Annotated in this window: 12 protein-coding genes; 6 read left to right on the top strand and 6 right to left on the bottom strand. The window is 48.6% G+C overall.

Going from position 1 to position 14353, the window contains the following annotated elements; genetic code table 11:
- Positions 1 to 263: 263 nt before the first annotated feature.
- Entirely contained in the window at positions 264 to 2282 is a 2019-nt protein-coding gene (gene uvrB, locus Q0095_RS06305) for an excinuclease ABC subunit UvrB (RefSeq protein ID WP_297882403.1), read from the bottom strand.
- A gap of 27 nt (positions 2283 to 2309) precedes the next feature.
- Between uvrB and Q0095_RS06300 the strand changes: the two genes are divergently transcribed.
- Genes Q0095_RS06300 through Q0095_RS06290 form a run of 3 tightly spaced genes read left to right on the top strand, consistent with a single transcriptional unit; the run spans position 2310 to position 3267 of the window.
- Positions 2310 to 2570, top strand: a complete 261-nt coding sequence (locus Q0095_RS06300) for a hypothetical protein (RefSeq protein ID WP_177388007.1) — start codon at positions 2310 to 2312, stop codon at positions 2568 to 2570.
- Complete coding sequence (locus Q0095_RS06295) at positions 2567 to 2803, top strand: hypothetical protein (protein WP_005871317.1); 237 nt, start codon at positions 2567 to 2569, stop codon at positions 2801 to 2803. The genes Q0095_RS06300 and Q0095_RS06295 overlap by 4 nt, the downstream gene beginning before the upstream one ends.
- Complete coding sequence (locus Q0095_RS06290) at positions 2800 to 3267, top strand: hypothetical protein (protein WP_297882401.1); 468 nt, start codon at positions 2800 to 2802, stop codon at positions 3265 to 3267. Before Q0095_RS06295 ends, Q0095_RS06290 begins: the two co-directional genes overlap by 4 nt.
- Positions 3268 to 3743: 476 nt before the next feature.
- Here Q0095_RS06290 and Q0095_RS06285 read toward each other — a convergent pair whose 3' ends face one another.
- From Q0095_RS06285 to ispF, 5 genes are all read right to left on the bottom strand, one after another.
- Entirely contained in the window at positions 3744 to 4511 is a 768-nt protein-coding gene (locus tag Q0095_RS06285; RefSeq protein WP_297882399.1) for an alpha/beta hydrolase, read from the bottom strand.
- A gap of 252 nt (positions 4512 to 4763) precedes the next feature.
- Positions 4764 to 5300, bottom strand: coding sequence for a phosphatidylglycerophosphatase A (locus Q0095_RS06280; RefSeq protein ID WP_297882398.1), 537 nt, complete (start codon positions 5298 to 5300; stop codon positions 4764 to 4766).
- Between the two features lie 745 nt (positions 5301 to 6045).
- Entirely contained in the window at positions 6046 to 7833 is a 1788-nt protein-coding gene (locus Q0095_RS06275; RefSeq protein WP_297882395.1) for a hypothetical protein, read from the bottom strand.
- Positions 7811 to 8674, bottom strand: coding sequence for a response regulator (locus tag Q0095_RS06270; RefSeq protein ID WP_297882393.1), 864 nt, complete (start codon positions 8672 to 8674; stop codon positions 7811 to 7813). The genes Q0095_RS06275 and Q0095_RS06270 overlap by 23 nt, the downstream gene beginning before the upstream one ends.
- Positions 8671 to 9993 (bottom strand): 2-C-methyl-D-erythritol 2,4-cyclodiphosphate synthase, encoded by a 1323-nt coding sequence (gene ispF, locus Q0095_RS06265; protein ID WP_297882391.1) that lies wholly within the window; start codon positions 9991 to 9993, stop codon positions 8671 to 8673. Before ispF ends, Q0095_RS06270 begins: the two co-directional genes overlap by 4 nt.
- Positions 9994 to 10210: 217 nt before the next feature.
- Between ispF and thiC the strand changes: the two genes are divergently transcribed.
- From thiC to Q0095_RS06250, 3 genes are all read left to right on the top strand, one after another.
- The gene (gene thiC / locus Q0095_RS06260; protein ID WP_297882389.1) at positions 10211 to 11518 is read left to right on the top strand and encodes a phosphomethylpyrimidine synthase ThiC; all 1308 of its coding nucleotides are present in this window, start codon (positions 10211 to 10213) and stop codon (positions 11516 to 11518) included.
- A complete protein-coding gene (locus Q0095_RS06255; RefSeq protein ID WP_297882387.1) occupies positions 11515 to 12609 on the top strand; it encodes an Mrp/NBP35 family ATP-binding protein in 1095 nt (364 codons plus the stop codon). The genes thiC and Q0095_RS06255 overlap by 4 nt, the downstream gene beginning before the upstream one ends.
- An 800-nt stretch (positions 12610 to 13409) precedes the next feature.
- On the top strand, positions 13410 to 14353 hold a 944-nt coding region (locus tag Q0095_RS06250), incomplete at its 3' end, for a hypothetical protein (RefSeq protein ID WP_297882385.1).

Genomic DNA, 14353 nt, shown 5'->3' with positions numbered 1-14353 from the left:
TTTGCGGATAGAGGATATTATATTACACCGAAGAAATGGTTTATGCTAGCAATGTCTCATATGGTTTTAATTTTTATTGTTTTGGATACCATATCAAAATTTAAAAGAGAAAATTGTGACAAGCTTTAATTCATTGACGGATTAGGTACGGTAAGGGCTCGCGCAAATCTAGCGCATAAATTTCGCCCTTAAATCGTGTAAATTTCACGCTCTGTTCGACGGAATTTCACGCGCAAATTTCACGACATTTCGGGCTTTGCAGCTTACAGCTTCCTAAGTTTTGCGATCTCATCGCGCAGTGCGGCGGCCTTTTCAAACTCCAGAGCCGCTGCGGCTTCGAGCATCTGCTTGCGGAGCTCCTTTACGATCTTGGCGCGCTCGGCGGCAGGCATTTTTTCGAGATTGGCGCCCTTTCTTAAAATTTCGGTGCCGTCCTCGATCTTTAGGCTCTCCTCGATATTACGGCTCGCAGAATGCGGGGTTATGCCGTGGGCGCGGTTGTATTCATCTTGAAATTTACGGCGCTTTTGGGTGATGTCGATCGCCTCTTGCATCGAAGCGGTGATCTTTTTGCAAAACATCACGACCTGCCCATGCACGTTTCGCGCGGCTCGCCCCATCGTCTGAATTAGGCTCGTGCGCGAACGCAAAAAGCCCTCCTTATCGGCATCCATGATCGCTATTAGGCTTACTTCGGGCAGATCGAGCCCCTCGCGGAGCAAATTTATACCGATTAGCATATCGTATTCGCCGCTGCGTAGGCCGCGGATGAGCTCGTTGCGCTCGATCGCATCGATGTCCGAGTGCATATATTTGACCTTAAGTCCAAGCTCCAGATAGTATTTGCTCAGCTCCTCCGCCATCTTTTTGGTTAGCACGGTCACTAAGATCCGCTCGCCGCGCGCGATGACATCCTTTGCCATATCGTGTAAAATTTCGACCTGATTGTCGCTATCTTTTAAAATAATCTGCGGATCGAGTAGTCCCGTCGGGCGCAATATCTGCTCATATACGGCGCCGCGGCTAAGACCCAGCTCGTAATCATTGGGCGTTGCGGAGACGAATAGAAATTTAGCTTTTTTGTTGATAAACTCATCAAACATTAGCGGGCGGTTATCAAGTGCTGATGGCAGGCGGAAGCCGTATTCTACGAGCGTTTCTTTACGGCTACGATCTCCTGCGAACATACCGCGAAACTGCGGCAAGCTCACGTGGCTTTCATCGACGATGACGAGATAGTCCTTGCCCTTGCTCTCGTAGTAATCAAAGAGCGAATAGGGCGTCTCGCCCGGCTTTTGACCGGTCAGATAGCGCGCGTAGTTTTCGATCCCCTTACACATCCCCGTAGCGCCCAGCATCTCAAGATCAAACTCCACTCGCCCTTTCAGCCGCTGCGCCTCGACGAGCTTGCCCGCGTCCTCGAAAAATTTTAGCCTCTGTTCAAGCTCCTCCTCGATCCCTTTGATCGTCGATTTCAGGCGTTGCTCGCCCACAATGAACTGGCTCGTCGGGTAGAGAATAAATTTTTTGACGCTCTGCGTCTTTTTGTTTTCGAGCACGTCTAGATGATACATCGCCTCTATCTCGTCGCCGAAAAACTCGATCCTAAATGCCTCGTCGTTAAAATACGCGGGATAGATGTCGATCACGTCGCCGTTTACGCGAAAATTCCCGCGATCAAAAAAATCGTCGTTGCGTTTATAGCCCATATCGACGAGCTTGCGAAGCAAAAATTTAGTACTAAATTTTGATCCGATCTCAAAAAACAGCACCATGCCTTTGTATTCGGCGGGATCGCCCAGGCCGTAGTTTGCCGAAACCGACGCCACGGTGATGACGTCGTCGAAGCTTAGCAAGCTCGCCGTGGCGCTTAGTCGCAAGCGCTCGAGCTCTTGGTTTACGTCGCTGTCCTTTTCGATGAAAAGATCCTGCCTGGGGATGTAGGCCTCGGGCTGATAATAATCGTAGTAGCTGATGAAATACTCGACGTGATTTTGCGGGAAAAATCCCTTAAATTCGCTATAAAGCTGTGCTGCGAGGGATTTATTATGCGTCATTACGAGTGCTGGAATTCCAAGCCTCTTAATAATATTCGCCATGGTAAAAGTTTTACCCGAGCCGGTAACGCCGAGAAGAGTTTGGTATTTATTGCCGCTTTGAAAGCCCGCGACGATGCCCTCGATCGCTTTTTCTTGATCCTCGCTTGGGGAGAATTTGCTCTCGATTTTAAAATTTTGCAAAATTTTTCCTTTTTTAAAGCCAAAATTGGGTAATATCTTCATTTAAATTATATCAGAAAAGGCGAAATAATGGAATCAATCTTTGACGAAGAGAAAAAGGTCGAGGGCTTAAGCAATAAAGTAGCTGAGCTGATTAGACGCTATAGCGAAGCTAGGGACGAAAACGAAAAGCTACGCACTGAGCTAGCGACGGTCAAGGCGCAAAACGAGGCTTTGGGAATGCAACTCGGCACGCTTGAAAACGATCTGGCATATCGCAAGATGAGCGATGAGGATCTAAGCAAGCAGATCGATGATATTTTGGCGGGCGACAATTTAGGCGAGAAATGAAAGAAATTTCAGTTCAGCTGACGAGTAAGTCTTTGACGAAAAAATACGCGATAAGCCTGGATGATGACTTTGCGAAGGTCTTCGGCAGGGACTGGCGGATTTTAACTCGCGGCAGCGATCATCTGGATGCGGGCGAACTGCTTGAAGCTTATATCCAAAAAAGCTATGAAAATTTCATGCTTAATAAAAAAATAGATGCCTTGGTAAAGGACATCGACGAAGGAGTAAAATGATGAAAATGAGAAAAGGTGCGGCAGTAGGCGGCGGCGTAAGCGGGATAATATTTTTAGCTATTATAATCTTCGTGATAGTAAAGATCGTGATGCCGAAACTTACCGGCGCTAAGGATGAGGTTTTAGTAAAAGCTTACGCAGTCGAGCTTGAAGGTATATTTAAGGATATACAAAGAGATTACCTCAATCAAGGTGGATTTAGAATGCTTAAAAGTATGACGGGCTCCAGGCAGTTTAGTGATAGCGATCTAGAAAAAACCGTCACTTTAAATCAATCCTTTGATTACGGAGTAGGACCGAAACTCAAAAACGATATGATCTTTTGCGCGACGATCACCTTGCGTCAAGATAGTGATGGATATTTTTTCGAGACCTCGAATATCAATCGCAACAGGGAGCGATGCGAAGCATTTCATAAAGATACGACTTATATGAAGTTAAATGGCTTTAGAATAGGCAAATAATTTTTAAAATTTAATCGCGCTACTGCTATGGATTCGTAAAGCATCCGTGCAGCATAAGCGCGATAGTACTAGTGAAGTGCGTAGCCGTACGTCGGCTCACACCTCTTGCCAAAAACATGCTAATATTTCAAAAATTCATCTTTATAGGCATTTTTTTAAAATTTAGCTTTAAAATCGGCATTTTTGTATTTGTATTGACAGTTTATCGGCTAAATTTTAATAATATTTTAGTTTCTAATTTATATAGGTCATGATTTATGCTATTGCGATTAAATTTATGAGATGTATGCTTTTTGAAGCTAGATGCCTCGTACGACGGCGATGCGAGCTGGGATTTACGAAAAGCGCCTTATAAAACAAGCGTATTAAGGCAAAATATCAAGATCATCTTAAATTTATGAAATTCGCACCCCGAAAATGCGCGAAATTTCATCGGCGCGGGCTTGGGTGTGAGTTTTAAAATCTCTCATAGAATTTTATCGCCGATTCTCAACCGCCGATTTGATCCATCTGCGTAAATAATCTAACTGCTGCGGCGTATGGAACCAATGCTCGCCGTTTTTCATAACGCTTAAGTCGCAGTCGAACTTCTGCGCGAAATTTCTAACGATACAAAGAGGCGTCATATCGTCGTTTTCTGCGTATAGAATTCTACTGGGCGTTTCCCACTTAGTGATCGGATTGTTCAAAACAAAACTCCAATATTCCCAAAAAAGCGGTTGCCCGACAGGGGTCAAAATCATCCGCTCTTGCTTCAATCGCTCCTGGCTGATACCGGCCCTACGCATAATATTTGAAATAACATATTTCATATCAAGTATCGGCGAGACGAAGAGGCAGTCGCTAAGCTTTTCGTCGCGGAAGCTTTGCAGGCCGAGCCATGCCCCTAGGCTAACGGCAAACAGCGCGACCTCGTCCCAGCACTTCTTTGCATACAATAAAATTTCGCGAAATTCTAAAATAGCGCGCCGCGGATCGCAAGAAGCGGGCTCGTGCCGCCTCTGTCCGTGCTCGGACAGATCAAAGCTAATTACCTGCCAGCCTTGCTCGCAAACGACGGAAGCTAAAAGTTCCGCATCATCTTTGCTTCCGCCTTGCCCGTGAGCGTAGATATAAACCTTTTCCGAGCGGCTCCCCCAAACGGCGGCGGGAATGCCGCGTATCTCAATCGCGCTCTTTTGAATTTTGCTCCGTCCTTCCGAAATTTCTTGTGCCGCTATCGGTATTTTACGGCAATGTCGCAAACGAAGCGGTGAATATTGCCGAAAATTTGATGCACTATGCTACGGGTTCCTGTAACTAGCGATTAAATTTTAAAATTTTACGCTCCTAGCCCATGCGCAGCTAAATTTTTGGAATTTAACCATGCAAAATTTTAAGCGGCAGAATTTTGCGCTGTCACTAAACGCACTGTATCCGATAAATGAGCTATATTCCTGGCAACCGAGCAAGCATCCGCAATCGCGCTGTGTTTGCCATAAACACATCCAAAAAGTTTAAAAAATCAATCCTGCGGCACCGAGCTTGATCCCTAAAGAGATAACTATCAAAACCCCAAGCCCCGCGAAAAAGCCCGCCAGCACGTCATCTAGCATCACGCCGAGCCCGCCTGGTACGTCGCGATCCACGCGCCCGATGATCGAGGGTTTGCGGATGTCAAACGCCCTGAAAAACAGCAGCGCCAAAATCATCGCAAGGGCCGAGATCCTGCTGCTCTCAAAGCCCGCGATTAGCTCCGGTAGCGGCAGCGAAAAGATCTCGCCCACGGGCGCTGCGACGCACATCGCGATCCACACCCCCACTACCTCGTCGATTACGATCTCGCTGTTATCGTGCGCGCCTACCCGCCTTTCGTAATCGCTTACGATCTTAAGCGAGACGAAAAAGACGAGAGCGGCGCACAAAAACAGCGTCACTTCGCCCGCGAGCATCAAGATTGCAAGCCCCACTATCCAGCCTGCAATGCTACCCCAGGTGCCCGGTGCGGGCTTTAGTAGCCCCGCGCCGAAAAATGTAACGAAAATTTTATCCATAATTGTCCTTTTAAATTTTGCTTTTTAAAATTTTACCGCTTATTTTAATTAGGGCATCTGCTCGCGTGCGAAAATTTTAAATTTCGTTCGTGCATGCTAGGAAATTTTAAATTTCATTCGTGCATGTAGAATTAATTTGCCCGCCTACACGAAATCAGCTCTACTCGCTCGCCACAAAAATTTCGCTCGTTAATGTAGGAATTTTAAAATTCTACTCATTTGCGTAAAAATTTTAAAATTTTGCTCGCCTGCGCGGAGTTTTCAAACCCGTCCGCAAACGCACGGCATTTTGCGCGAGTGGCAGTCGTTGTGCCTCGCCCAAATTTATGCACTGCGACTTACTGCGAGCATCTGGCTAAATTTAAACTCGCTTGCCGAAAGCTTAAAATTTAGATTTGCCGTGCTGCCTTACATATACATCGCGCCTTAAAATTTTAAATTCGCTTCGCCGCAAAATTTACTGCGCCGTTATAAATTTGCTACGAAGCCAAGACTTTAAAATTTAAAGCTCGTTTTATCGTACCGCTGCTAATGCTCTAAAAATTTAGCTTCGTCGCACCACAAAATTTTACGCCAAATCTGCGTCCGACGCTCTTTATTCTACAAAATTCCGCGCAGTCCTTTCTTTCCGCACTATGAAATTTTACTTTACGTCTAGCCGCCGTAAATTCTAACGCCGCGAAATTTTACCCTCTGCCTAGCTTCCGCAAATTCCACGTCATTTTTTGCGTTGCGACCTCGAGAGCTACGTCTTTAGCGCGCTGGTTTGATACAGCTGCATCAGCTGCTCGTAAAACTCGCTCTCGCCGTGGCTCTGTAAGATCCCGCTGTTTGGAAAAAGCTCGTCGTAGAGCTTTTGCAGATCTGAAAACCGCGCGGGAAAAAGCTCGCTTAAAATCATCGCCGAGATCTCTTTACGCATAAAAATCGCGGGTGGCAAAATCCCCGCGCGCAGCAGTGCTTTTAGATTTTGCGTGCGGTAATGCACGTGATGATGAGCGCCGTGAGGGCAGTTTTTGGTGCTTACTAGCACCTTACACTTCTCGCAATAGACGTATTCGGGCATCAGCAAAATCTCGATTTCGCCGCGCTTTTGATACTCGTCCAGCACCGAATGCACGCCGCCGCCTTCGAAAAATAGCTCCATATTTGCGTGATTTTGCCCAAAAATTATTTTGTTTATACCTAAATTTTTTGCGATTGCGCACTGCAGTGCGGGCTTGTCGTCAAAAATCGCAAGCGAGCCCAGATCGATCATCATGGCGCGTTGCGCGACCAAAAAATTTTGCAGTAAATGGCTTAGCGTTTTTTTGCGTAGCTCGTAGGGCAGGGCATCCGTGCTATTCGTGCCGGTTAAAAAAATCACCACGAAATCCGCCTTGTCGATCATATGCCTAATCAGCCGCTCATGCACGCGGTGGATCGGATCGGCGCAGGTAAAAAACGCTGAAATTTTAGGCGCGGCAAGCGAGCTTGCGACTTTTTTTATGCGCGCGATTTGCTCTGCAAGACCATTTTTTAGCAGCGTGATGCGCCCTTGCACCGCAGTTTGCCCTGCGTATGCGTTTTGAAATACTGAGCCTGCGACCTCGCTTGCGCTTGGGGCATAAACGTCGCTAACGCTTATGCGCGCGACAAGCTCGCAAGAGGCGGGATTTGCAGTAGAATTTTTGATGAAATTTTCGGTGGAATTTGAGATAAAATTTCCCGCCGAATTTACTACGGATTTTGTATCTGTGCTGCGAGTAAAAGTTTGATCATAGCTCGCAGTAAGGCTTTCTATATGGTCTAAGCCCTCGCTTGTGGCGTTTATAGCGCTTTGCGCACTTGCAGTGCGCGCGAAACCTGCGCCGCTTTTCGCAAAACTCTGCTCATTTTGCGCTGCAGCAGAAACTCTATACTGCAAGTTGCGTGATTCTTTGGCTAGCAAATACGCGCCGCTCTCGCCGCTAAGCGAATTTTTGGCGCATTCGGCTATGCCGTCCTTGCTAAGATAAAGCTCCAAAATATCGCCTTTTTTTGCGTCCGCGCAGGAAAAAACGAAATTTATGCCGCATACGCTAAGCTTGCTTGGGCGCAGTAGCTCGCAGCTCTTGCCGAAAGCGCCGTTTGCGAGCAGGCTCAAGACGTTTAGGTCGGAGCGCGAGATCACTATCTTGCGGATTTGCGTTGCGCTATTATTTGCGCCTTTGCTCTCGCTTCCGGCTTGCTCTGCTTTTAAATTTCTTGCCGCGTCCTTAGCTCGCGCCTCCTCTTTTCTGGCATTACTAGCTTTTGACATTTTTAAATTCCGCATCGTTTTTAAATCACGCTTTGCTTTTGAGTTCTGTGATGCTTTTAAATTTTGCTTCGCTTCTAAATTCTGCGCCGCGTCACTCGAAACTATTGCGACGTTTAGAGTTTTTGTGCCATTTGAAATTCCTTCACTTTCAAGCGGTTTTATTTCGTGCAAATTGTCCGCATCGCGTGAAATTTCTGTCCCGTCTGCGATCCATGCCGAGCGCGCGCGGCTATTTTTTTCTTGCGATGCCATATTTTTTCCTTTTCTCCCAAAGCGATTTTCGCGAAATCCCAAGTGCCGCCGCCAGATCGGAGTCGAAATACTCGTCTTGGTGCGCTACGATCGTGAGCTTTACGTATTCTTCGATGCTTAAAATTTCACTGCGTTCTTTACTGCTGCCAAGCGTAATTTCGTCGCTAAAGCCCTTTTGCGCGCCGATAGATCCGGCGATTAAGCGCATGGATTTGGTTTTACTTAGAAATTTTTCCTTCTGTGCGCCGCTTAGGCTATCAAAATCTGGTGCGTAAAAAATCTCCGCGCCGCGTTCTAGCAGTTCAGGGCTTTGCGCGGATAGAATTTTAAGGCGCGATTTTAGCGCAAGCGCGATCTTAAATACCGCCGCCGCCCGTGCTGCCGCATCGCCGCGCAAAAGAAGCGGGAATTTTATCTGCGCTAAACGCGTGTGCGGTATTTCGCACGAAAGGGAGATCTCTTTAAGCAACGCTTCGTAGGCTTCGTTTTGCGATTTTAGCGAGCGAAACTGCGCGTAATGCTCGATCTTTTTGATGAGCTCCTCTATCATAAATGGCTTTTGGATATAATCCGTTGCGCCCGCTTTTACGGGGTTTAGCACCGTTTCGCTATCGACGTAGGCGACCATCAAAATTATGATCGAGCGCCTAAATTTTTCGATCAGCGGATAAAAGCTCGCGCCGCTCCAGCTCGTAGAAAGTAACACCGCCTCAAACTCCTCCGCAAGGCCCGCCGCGGTTGCTAAACTCGCCGCGTTAGTGCATTCATGCCCCAGCGCGCCAAGCTTGTTTGCGATACTTTGGGCGAGATAGCTTTCGCTCTCGATTATTAAAATTTTCATACGTCCTGCGCCTTTGCTGCGTGCTTTTGCCAGTCGTAAAATTTCAGGTTTACCGCAGCCTGCGCGGCGATACCCTCGCTTCTGCCCGTAAATCCCAGCCCTTCGGTCGTGGTCGCTTTGACATTGACGCGCGCGCAGTTTAAAATTTCGCTTAAAACCTCCTGCATCTGCGCTTTGTAAGCGCCGATCTTCGGGCGCTGCGCAATGATCGTGATATCGGCGTTTACTAGCTCGTAGCCGTAGCCTCTGATGCGCCGCATTACCTTTCGTAACAGTTCCTTGCTGTCCGCGCCTTTAAATTTGGCGTCGCTGTCGGGGAAAAGCTCGCCGATATCGCCCAGCATCGCCGCACCGCAAATAGCGTCGATTAGGGCGTGGATCGCTACGTCGCCGTCGCTGTGCGCGATCAGCGCGAACTCGCACGGGATCTGCACGCCGCCAAGCACGATGCCCGCGCCTTTTTCAAGCGCATGCACATCGTAACCCATACCGCAAAAAATATCGCGCGAGCATGGTTTTAAATTTAGCGCCGCCAGATCGCTTGCGCGCGTGATCTTAAGCGCGCCCGCTTCGCCTTTTATAAACTCTAACCGTCCGCCCGCGCTGCCGACTGCCGCGCTGTCGTCGGTAAAAATTTCGCTTCCCTCAAGCGCCTTTTTAAGCAGCGCCGTACGCGAAAGCTGCGGCGTTTGGATGAGGCGCAGCTCCTCCCTCTTAACTAAGTCCTCGCCGAGGTAGGTCGTGTCGTTTACGCCAAGATAGGGGCTGATACAGTCCATGTCGCCTAAATTTCGTATCAGCGAGGAGATTAGCCCTGGCGAAATTTGCGCGCGCGCCACGTCGCTTACGAGCACGAGTTCGCTCTCTATGAGCTGCAGCGCGTTTTTTAGCGAGCTTTGGCGATTTGCGCCGCCGGGGACGAAGTGAAATTTTAAATTTACAGAGCCGTATTCATCTGCGTTGCATCCGACTTGAGCTTTAAAATTTTCCGCGCCCCGCGGCTTGCTTGCGTCGTTTAGATCATCTGCGCCGCATTCGATCCCGCTCAGCTTTCTTTGAAATTTATACTCGCTCGTGCCGCGCTCCGCGCTTTCGCCGCGCGCCGAGGCCAAACTGCACGTATAGAGGCACTCGCAATAGCTCACGTCCTCTTCGTTCACGGCGATTACAATCTTTTTAAATGGGTGCGCCCGCGCAATGCTCTGTGCGACGTATTGCCAAAGCGGCAGCTCGCCCACGCGCAGCCATTGCTTTTTGACGCGCAGCCCGAACCTGCTCGAATCGCCCGCGGCGAGCAAAATCAGCGATATATCTTTCAAATTTTATCCTTGAAATTTTGTTACGAAATTATACGTATTAAAAATGAAAGCAAAATTAATCGCGGCTTGCGCGCTGAAATATCTTAAGCTTAGGCGTAAATTTACGCGGCGCGGCGGCGAAATTTCAGCTTACGTTACAAAAATAAACGGCAAAAGAAAAGTAAGGATTAATGAAATTTGTTATATTATACGCGCATTTTTAAGAAGCGAGGCGAAAATGACCGAAAGCTGCGTATCGCAGATCTATTTTGCAAAAAAGGGCGAGCTGACGCCGCAGATGAGAGAGGTCGCGCAAAGCGAGCGCATGGACGTGCGGGTCCTGTGCGATCTGCTCGCGCAAGGAAGAGCGATCATCCCCGCAAACGTTAATCACAAAAGCCTAAAGCCTATCGGTATCGGGCGCGCGCTGCGGTGCAAGATCAACGCCAACATCGGCTCCTCGAGTACGACGAGCGATATTGAGGGCGAGCTGGAAAAGCTTGAGGTCTGCTTAAAGTACGGCGCCGATACGGTGATGGATCTAAGCACGGGCGGCGATCTGGACGAGATTCGCGCCGCGATAATCGAGCGCTCGCCCGTACCCATAGGCACGGTGCCGATCTATCAGATGATCCATGAGCTGGGCGATATTAAAAATTTAAAAACGAGCGCTATTCTTAGCACGATCGAGAAGCAGGCGCGGCAGGGAGTGGATTATTTCACGATCCACGCGGGTTTTAAGCTTGAGTTTATGCCGCTGCTGTCCCGCCGCAAAATGGGCATCGTAAGTAGAGGCGGCTCGCTTATAGCGTCGTGGATGATGAAATTTCACAAGCAAAACCCCTTCTACGAAGCGTTTGATGAAATTTGCGATATCTGCGCCGCTTACGACGTATCGCTATCTCTGGGCGACGGCTTGCGCCCGGGTTGCTTATACGACGCGACCGATAGGGCGCAGCTTAGCGAGCTTGAAATTTTAGGCGAGCTAGCCCTGCGCGCGAATGAAAAAAATGTGCAGGTGATGATCGAGGGGCCGGGACACATTCCGTTTAATGAGATCGAGCTTAATATGCAGTTAGAGCGCAAGCTCTGCCGCGACGCGCCGTTTTATGTGCTGGGGCCGCTTCCGACCGACATTGGCGCGGGCTACGATCATATCAGCAGCGCTATCGGCGGGACGATGGCTGCGTATTGCGGCGCCAGCATGCTCTGCTACGTAACGCCGAAGGAGCATCTGGGGCTTCCCAATGCAAAAGACGTCAGAGAGGGTATCATCGCGCATAAGATCGCCGCTCACGCCGCGGACGTCGCGCTAGGCAAAGGGGGCGCGATAGAGCGCGATCACGAGATGAGTGACGCGAGGTATGGTTTTGATTGGAACAGGCAGTTTGAGCTTAGCTTCGATCCAGATCATGCGCGCGAGCTGCATGACGAGAGCCTGGGCGATGAAATTTACAAGGGCGCGGAGTTTTGCTCGATGTGCGGGCCGAAATTTTGCGCATATAAAATCAGTAGAAATTTAACCGAAAATAAGGAGAAAGAATGAGTAAAGACGAAGTCTTAAATTTGCTTAAAAGCGTGATCTATCCGGGCTTTTCTAAAAGCATCGTGGATTTTGGATTTGTAAAAGAGGTCGAGATCGGCGATAGAATTTTCGTAGGGATCGAAATCCCCAGCGCCAAGCCTGAGATCGCAGCAGAGCTCAGATCGGCGGCGCAAAAGGCGCTAGGGGCGGACGTGGAAATTTTAATCAAACAGCCCAAGATCGCCGAGGAAAAGAGCAACTCTCGCAGCGGCAAAAATATCGCGCCGCAGATCAAGCATTTCGTGATGATCAGCAGCGGCAAGGGCGGCGTAGGCAAGAGCACGACGACGCTAAATTTAGCTATCAGCACGGCAAAGCTCGGCAAGAGAGTAGGGATTTTGGATGCCGATATCTACGGACCGAATCTGCCGCGAATGCTAGGCGAAGACAAAACGCAAGCAAGCGTCGTGGGGCAGAAGCTAAAGCCGATCTTAAGCCACGGCGTGGAGATGATGAGCATGGGCGTGCTGATGGAGGAGGGCGCGAGCCTCATCTGGCGCGGCTCGATGATAATGAAGGCGATCGAGCAGCTGCTAAAAGACGTGGCGTGGAGTGATCTGGACGTGCTGTTTTTGGATATGCCTCCGGGTACGGGCGACGCGCAGCTTACGCTCGCTCAGAGCGTGCCGGTGACGGCGGGCGTGTGCGTTACGACGCCGCAGACAGTCGCGCTAGACGACAGCGCGCGCGGGCTTGATATGTTCGAAAAGCTCCACATCCCGATCGCAGGCCTTATCGAGAATATGAGCGGCTTCATCTGCCCGGATAACGGCAAGGAGTACGATATCTTCGGTCGCGGCGGCGCGCAAAAGCTGGCGCAGCGATACAACACCGAAGTAATCGGCGAGATCCCGATCGAGATAGCTATCCGCGAGGGCGGCGACAGCGGCAAGCCGGTGAGCTTCTATGCGCCCGATTCTTTGAGCGCAAAGCGTTACGAAGATGCCGCGCGCAAGCTGTGGGAAAAGATCGAGAAGATCGATCGCGAGGAGCTGGCGGACAACTCCGCAATCCAGCCGGTGATGGACGGCAAGAGCGCCTGCTCGAATTAAGACTTTGGCGGGCGCGGCGTGGAATTTCTCTTGAATTTTGCAGATTGAAATTCAACGCGGAATTTCATAGTTCGAAATTTCACGCCTAATTTCGCTGCAAATTTTATAATGCTCGCAAAATTTCGGTATACAAATCCGTCATAGAATTTAGCGGGTAAAATTTCACGCGGGTTTTGCGGCTTGGGATTTCGCGCCGAATTTTATAGCTCAAAATTCTACGTTAAAATTTCGCCACGAAATTTCGTAGTTTGAAATTTCGAGCTAAAATTTTACCAAGCTTCGTTGTGTGAGGGTTCAGATAAAATTCTAAGCGCAGAATTTAACGGCGAAAATTAAATTCCAAACGCGCAATTCAGCGAGGTAAAATTTGCCGTAGAACTTCGCTTTGGAGTTTTAAATGCAGAATTTTAAGCATAAAGCTTTACCGCGGAATTTTAAAATGTGAAATTTTATCGCTAAAGCTCTGTTTTAAAATTTTAAGATGGGGCTTTAAAATATGAATTTTAGGCTTGAAATTTTATCGCGTCTAGCTTTTAGTGATAGCCGTAGCATTGCGCTAGTTTAAATTTTATTTCGCCGGGCCTTATGGTGGTGGAGTTTATCTGCGAAAGCCTCTGTAGAGTTTATTTGGGATGGAATTTTATCTGTAGCGGTCGCGGAAGTAAATTTCTCGCGCAGCTGAAATTTAAGCAGTTGGAATTTTATTCGTATAGGCTGTGGAGCCAAGGCGGCAAAATCCCTAAGCCTAGGGCTTTTAGGTTTAGGGATTTTACTTTTATACGAAATAAGAAAGGTCGGTAATGAGGTTTTTGATTATTTTGGTGCTTGCATTTGCGGCGTTCGCGCAAGAGAGCAATATGCAAAAATGGGCGAAAGAGATTACTGCGGATGCGCAGATCCCGCAGGATAAGTTTTTGGCGTTTTATCTGAATAAAGATGAGCCTAAGAAAGTGGTTTTCTCTGAAAACGTCGATCGCATCAGCGTCAATTATGAAGGAAATTCCTTCCATGAAATTCCATCTCCAAATCTTATGGCGTATTGGGTCGGTGAGTTTAATTTCGACGCAGATGTCGAAAAGATGGTGCTAGGAGATTACGGCTGGTCTACGCTGGTAATCGCCGTAGACGGCACGGACGTGCTGGGCGGGACGTCGAGCAATCAAAAGCGCCCGCTTACGTATAAATTTAGCAAGGGCAAGCACAAGATCGAAGCGTGGTTTTTAAATGACGCGCATTCCAGCGAGCTTTTCGTGGATTTTAAGGATGTCGAGCCCTTTTATCGTCAAAAGGACGCCGTAGCCAAGATCCCTGCGGATAAAGACTACGATCTGTGGCTTGGCGCGATCTACGAAAGCGCGCAGATGAATAATCGCGTCAAGCTAAATTTAGCTAAATCCGATAAGCCCATTGTGCTGCTGCTTAGCTCATATCGCGCCGTGGAATGGGAGATCTCAAATCCTCAAAAGAATGAAATTCTAGCCGTGTTAATTTACAATCCCATTAGTAGCGTCCGTGGCGTAAGCGGTGCGCTTTACGTCGAGGATTACAGATACACAGAGGCTGCAGATGGGCTTAAATGCGAGTGCATCTCGGGCAATGTCTTTCACTGCGATGGCAGCGAGATTTATGATATGAACGGGCGCGTAAACGGGATATTTGGCAGAGGCCTGGGGGCATTTGCCGGCAAGCACGCCGTAAATTCCTTAGATCTGCCGGGGCTTGTTATTACTCCAAAAATTTTAGA

Source organism: uncultured Campylobacter sp. (assembly GCF_938045535.1).
Taxonomy (GTDB): domain Bacteria; phylum Campylobacterota; class Campylobacteria; order Campylobacterales; family Campylobacteraceae; genus Campylobacter_B.
The sequence above is the reverse complement of the archived record's forward strand: the minus strand, read 5'-3'. Positions and strand labels throughout refer to the sequence as shown.

What these genes read in the sequence shown, in the direction of transcription:
- Q0095_RS06290 (WP_297882401.1), top strand. Translation starts at nt 2,800, where the DNA reads ATGATGAAAATGAGAAAAGGTGCGGCAGTAGGCGGCGGCGTAAGCGGG.
- Q0095_RS06295 (WP_005871317.1), top strand. Translation starts at nt 2,567, where the DNA reads ATGAAAGAAATTTCAGTTCAGCTGACGAGTAAGTCTTTGACGAAAAAA.
- Q0095_RS06280 (WP_297882398.1), bottom strand. Translation starts at nt 5,300, where the DNA reads ATGGATAAAATTTTCGTTACATTTTTCGGCGCGGGGCTACTAAAGCCC.
- Q0095_RS06255 (WP_297882387.1), top strand. Translation starts at nt 11,515, where the DNA reads ATGAGTAAAGACGAAGTCTTAAATTTGCTTAAAAGCGTGATCTATCCG.
- Q0095_RS06275 (WP_297882395.1), bottom strand. Translation starts at nt 7,833, where the DNA reads ATGGCATCGCAAGAAAAAAATAGCCGCGCGCGCTCGGCATGGATCGCA.
- Q0095_RS06300 (WP_177388007.1), top strand. Translation starts at nt 2,310, where the DNA reads ATGGAATCAATCTTTGACGAAGAGAAAAAGGTCGAGGGCTTAAGCAAT.
- Q0095_RS06270 (WP_297882393.1), bottom strand. Translation starts at nt 8,674, where the DNA reads ATGAAAATTTTAATAATCGAGAGCGAAAGCTATCTCGCCCAAAGTATC.
- uvrB (WP_297882403.1), bottom strand. Translation starts at nt 2,282, where the DNA reads ATGAAGATATTACCCAATTTTGGCTTTAAAAAAGGAAAAATTTTGCAA.
- thiC (WP_297882389.1), top strand. Translation starts at nt 10,211, where the DNA reads ATGACCGAAAGCTGCGTATCGCAGATCTATTTTGCAAAAAAGGGCGAG.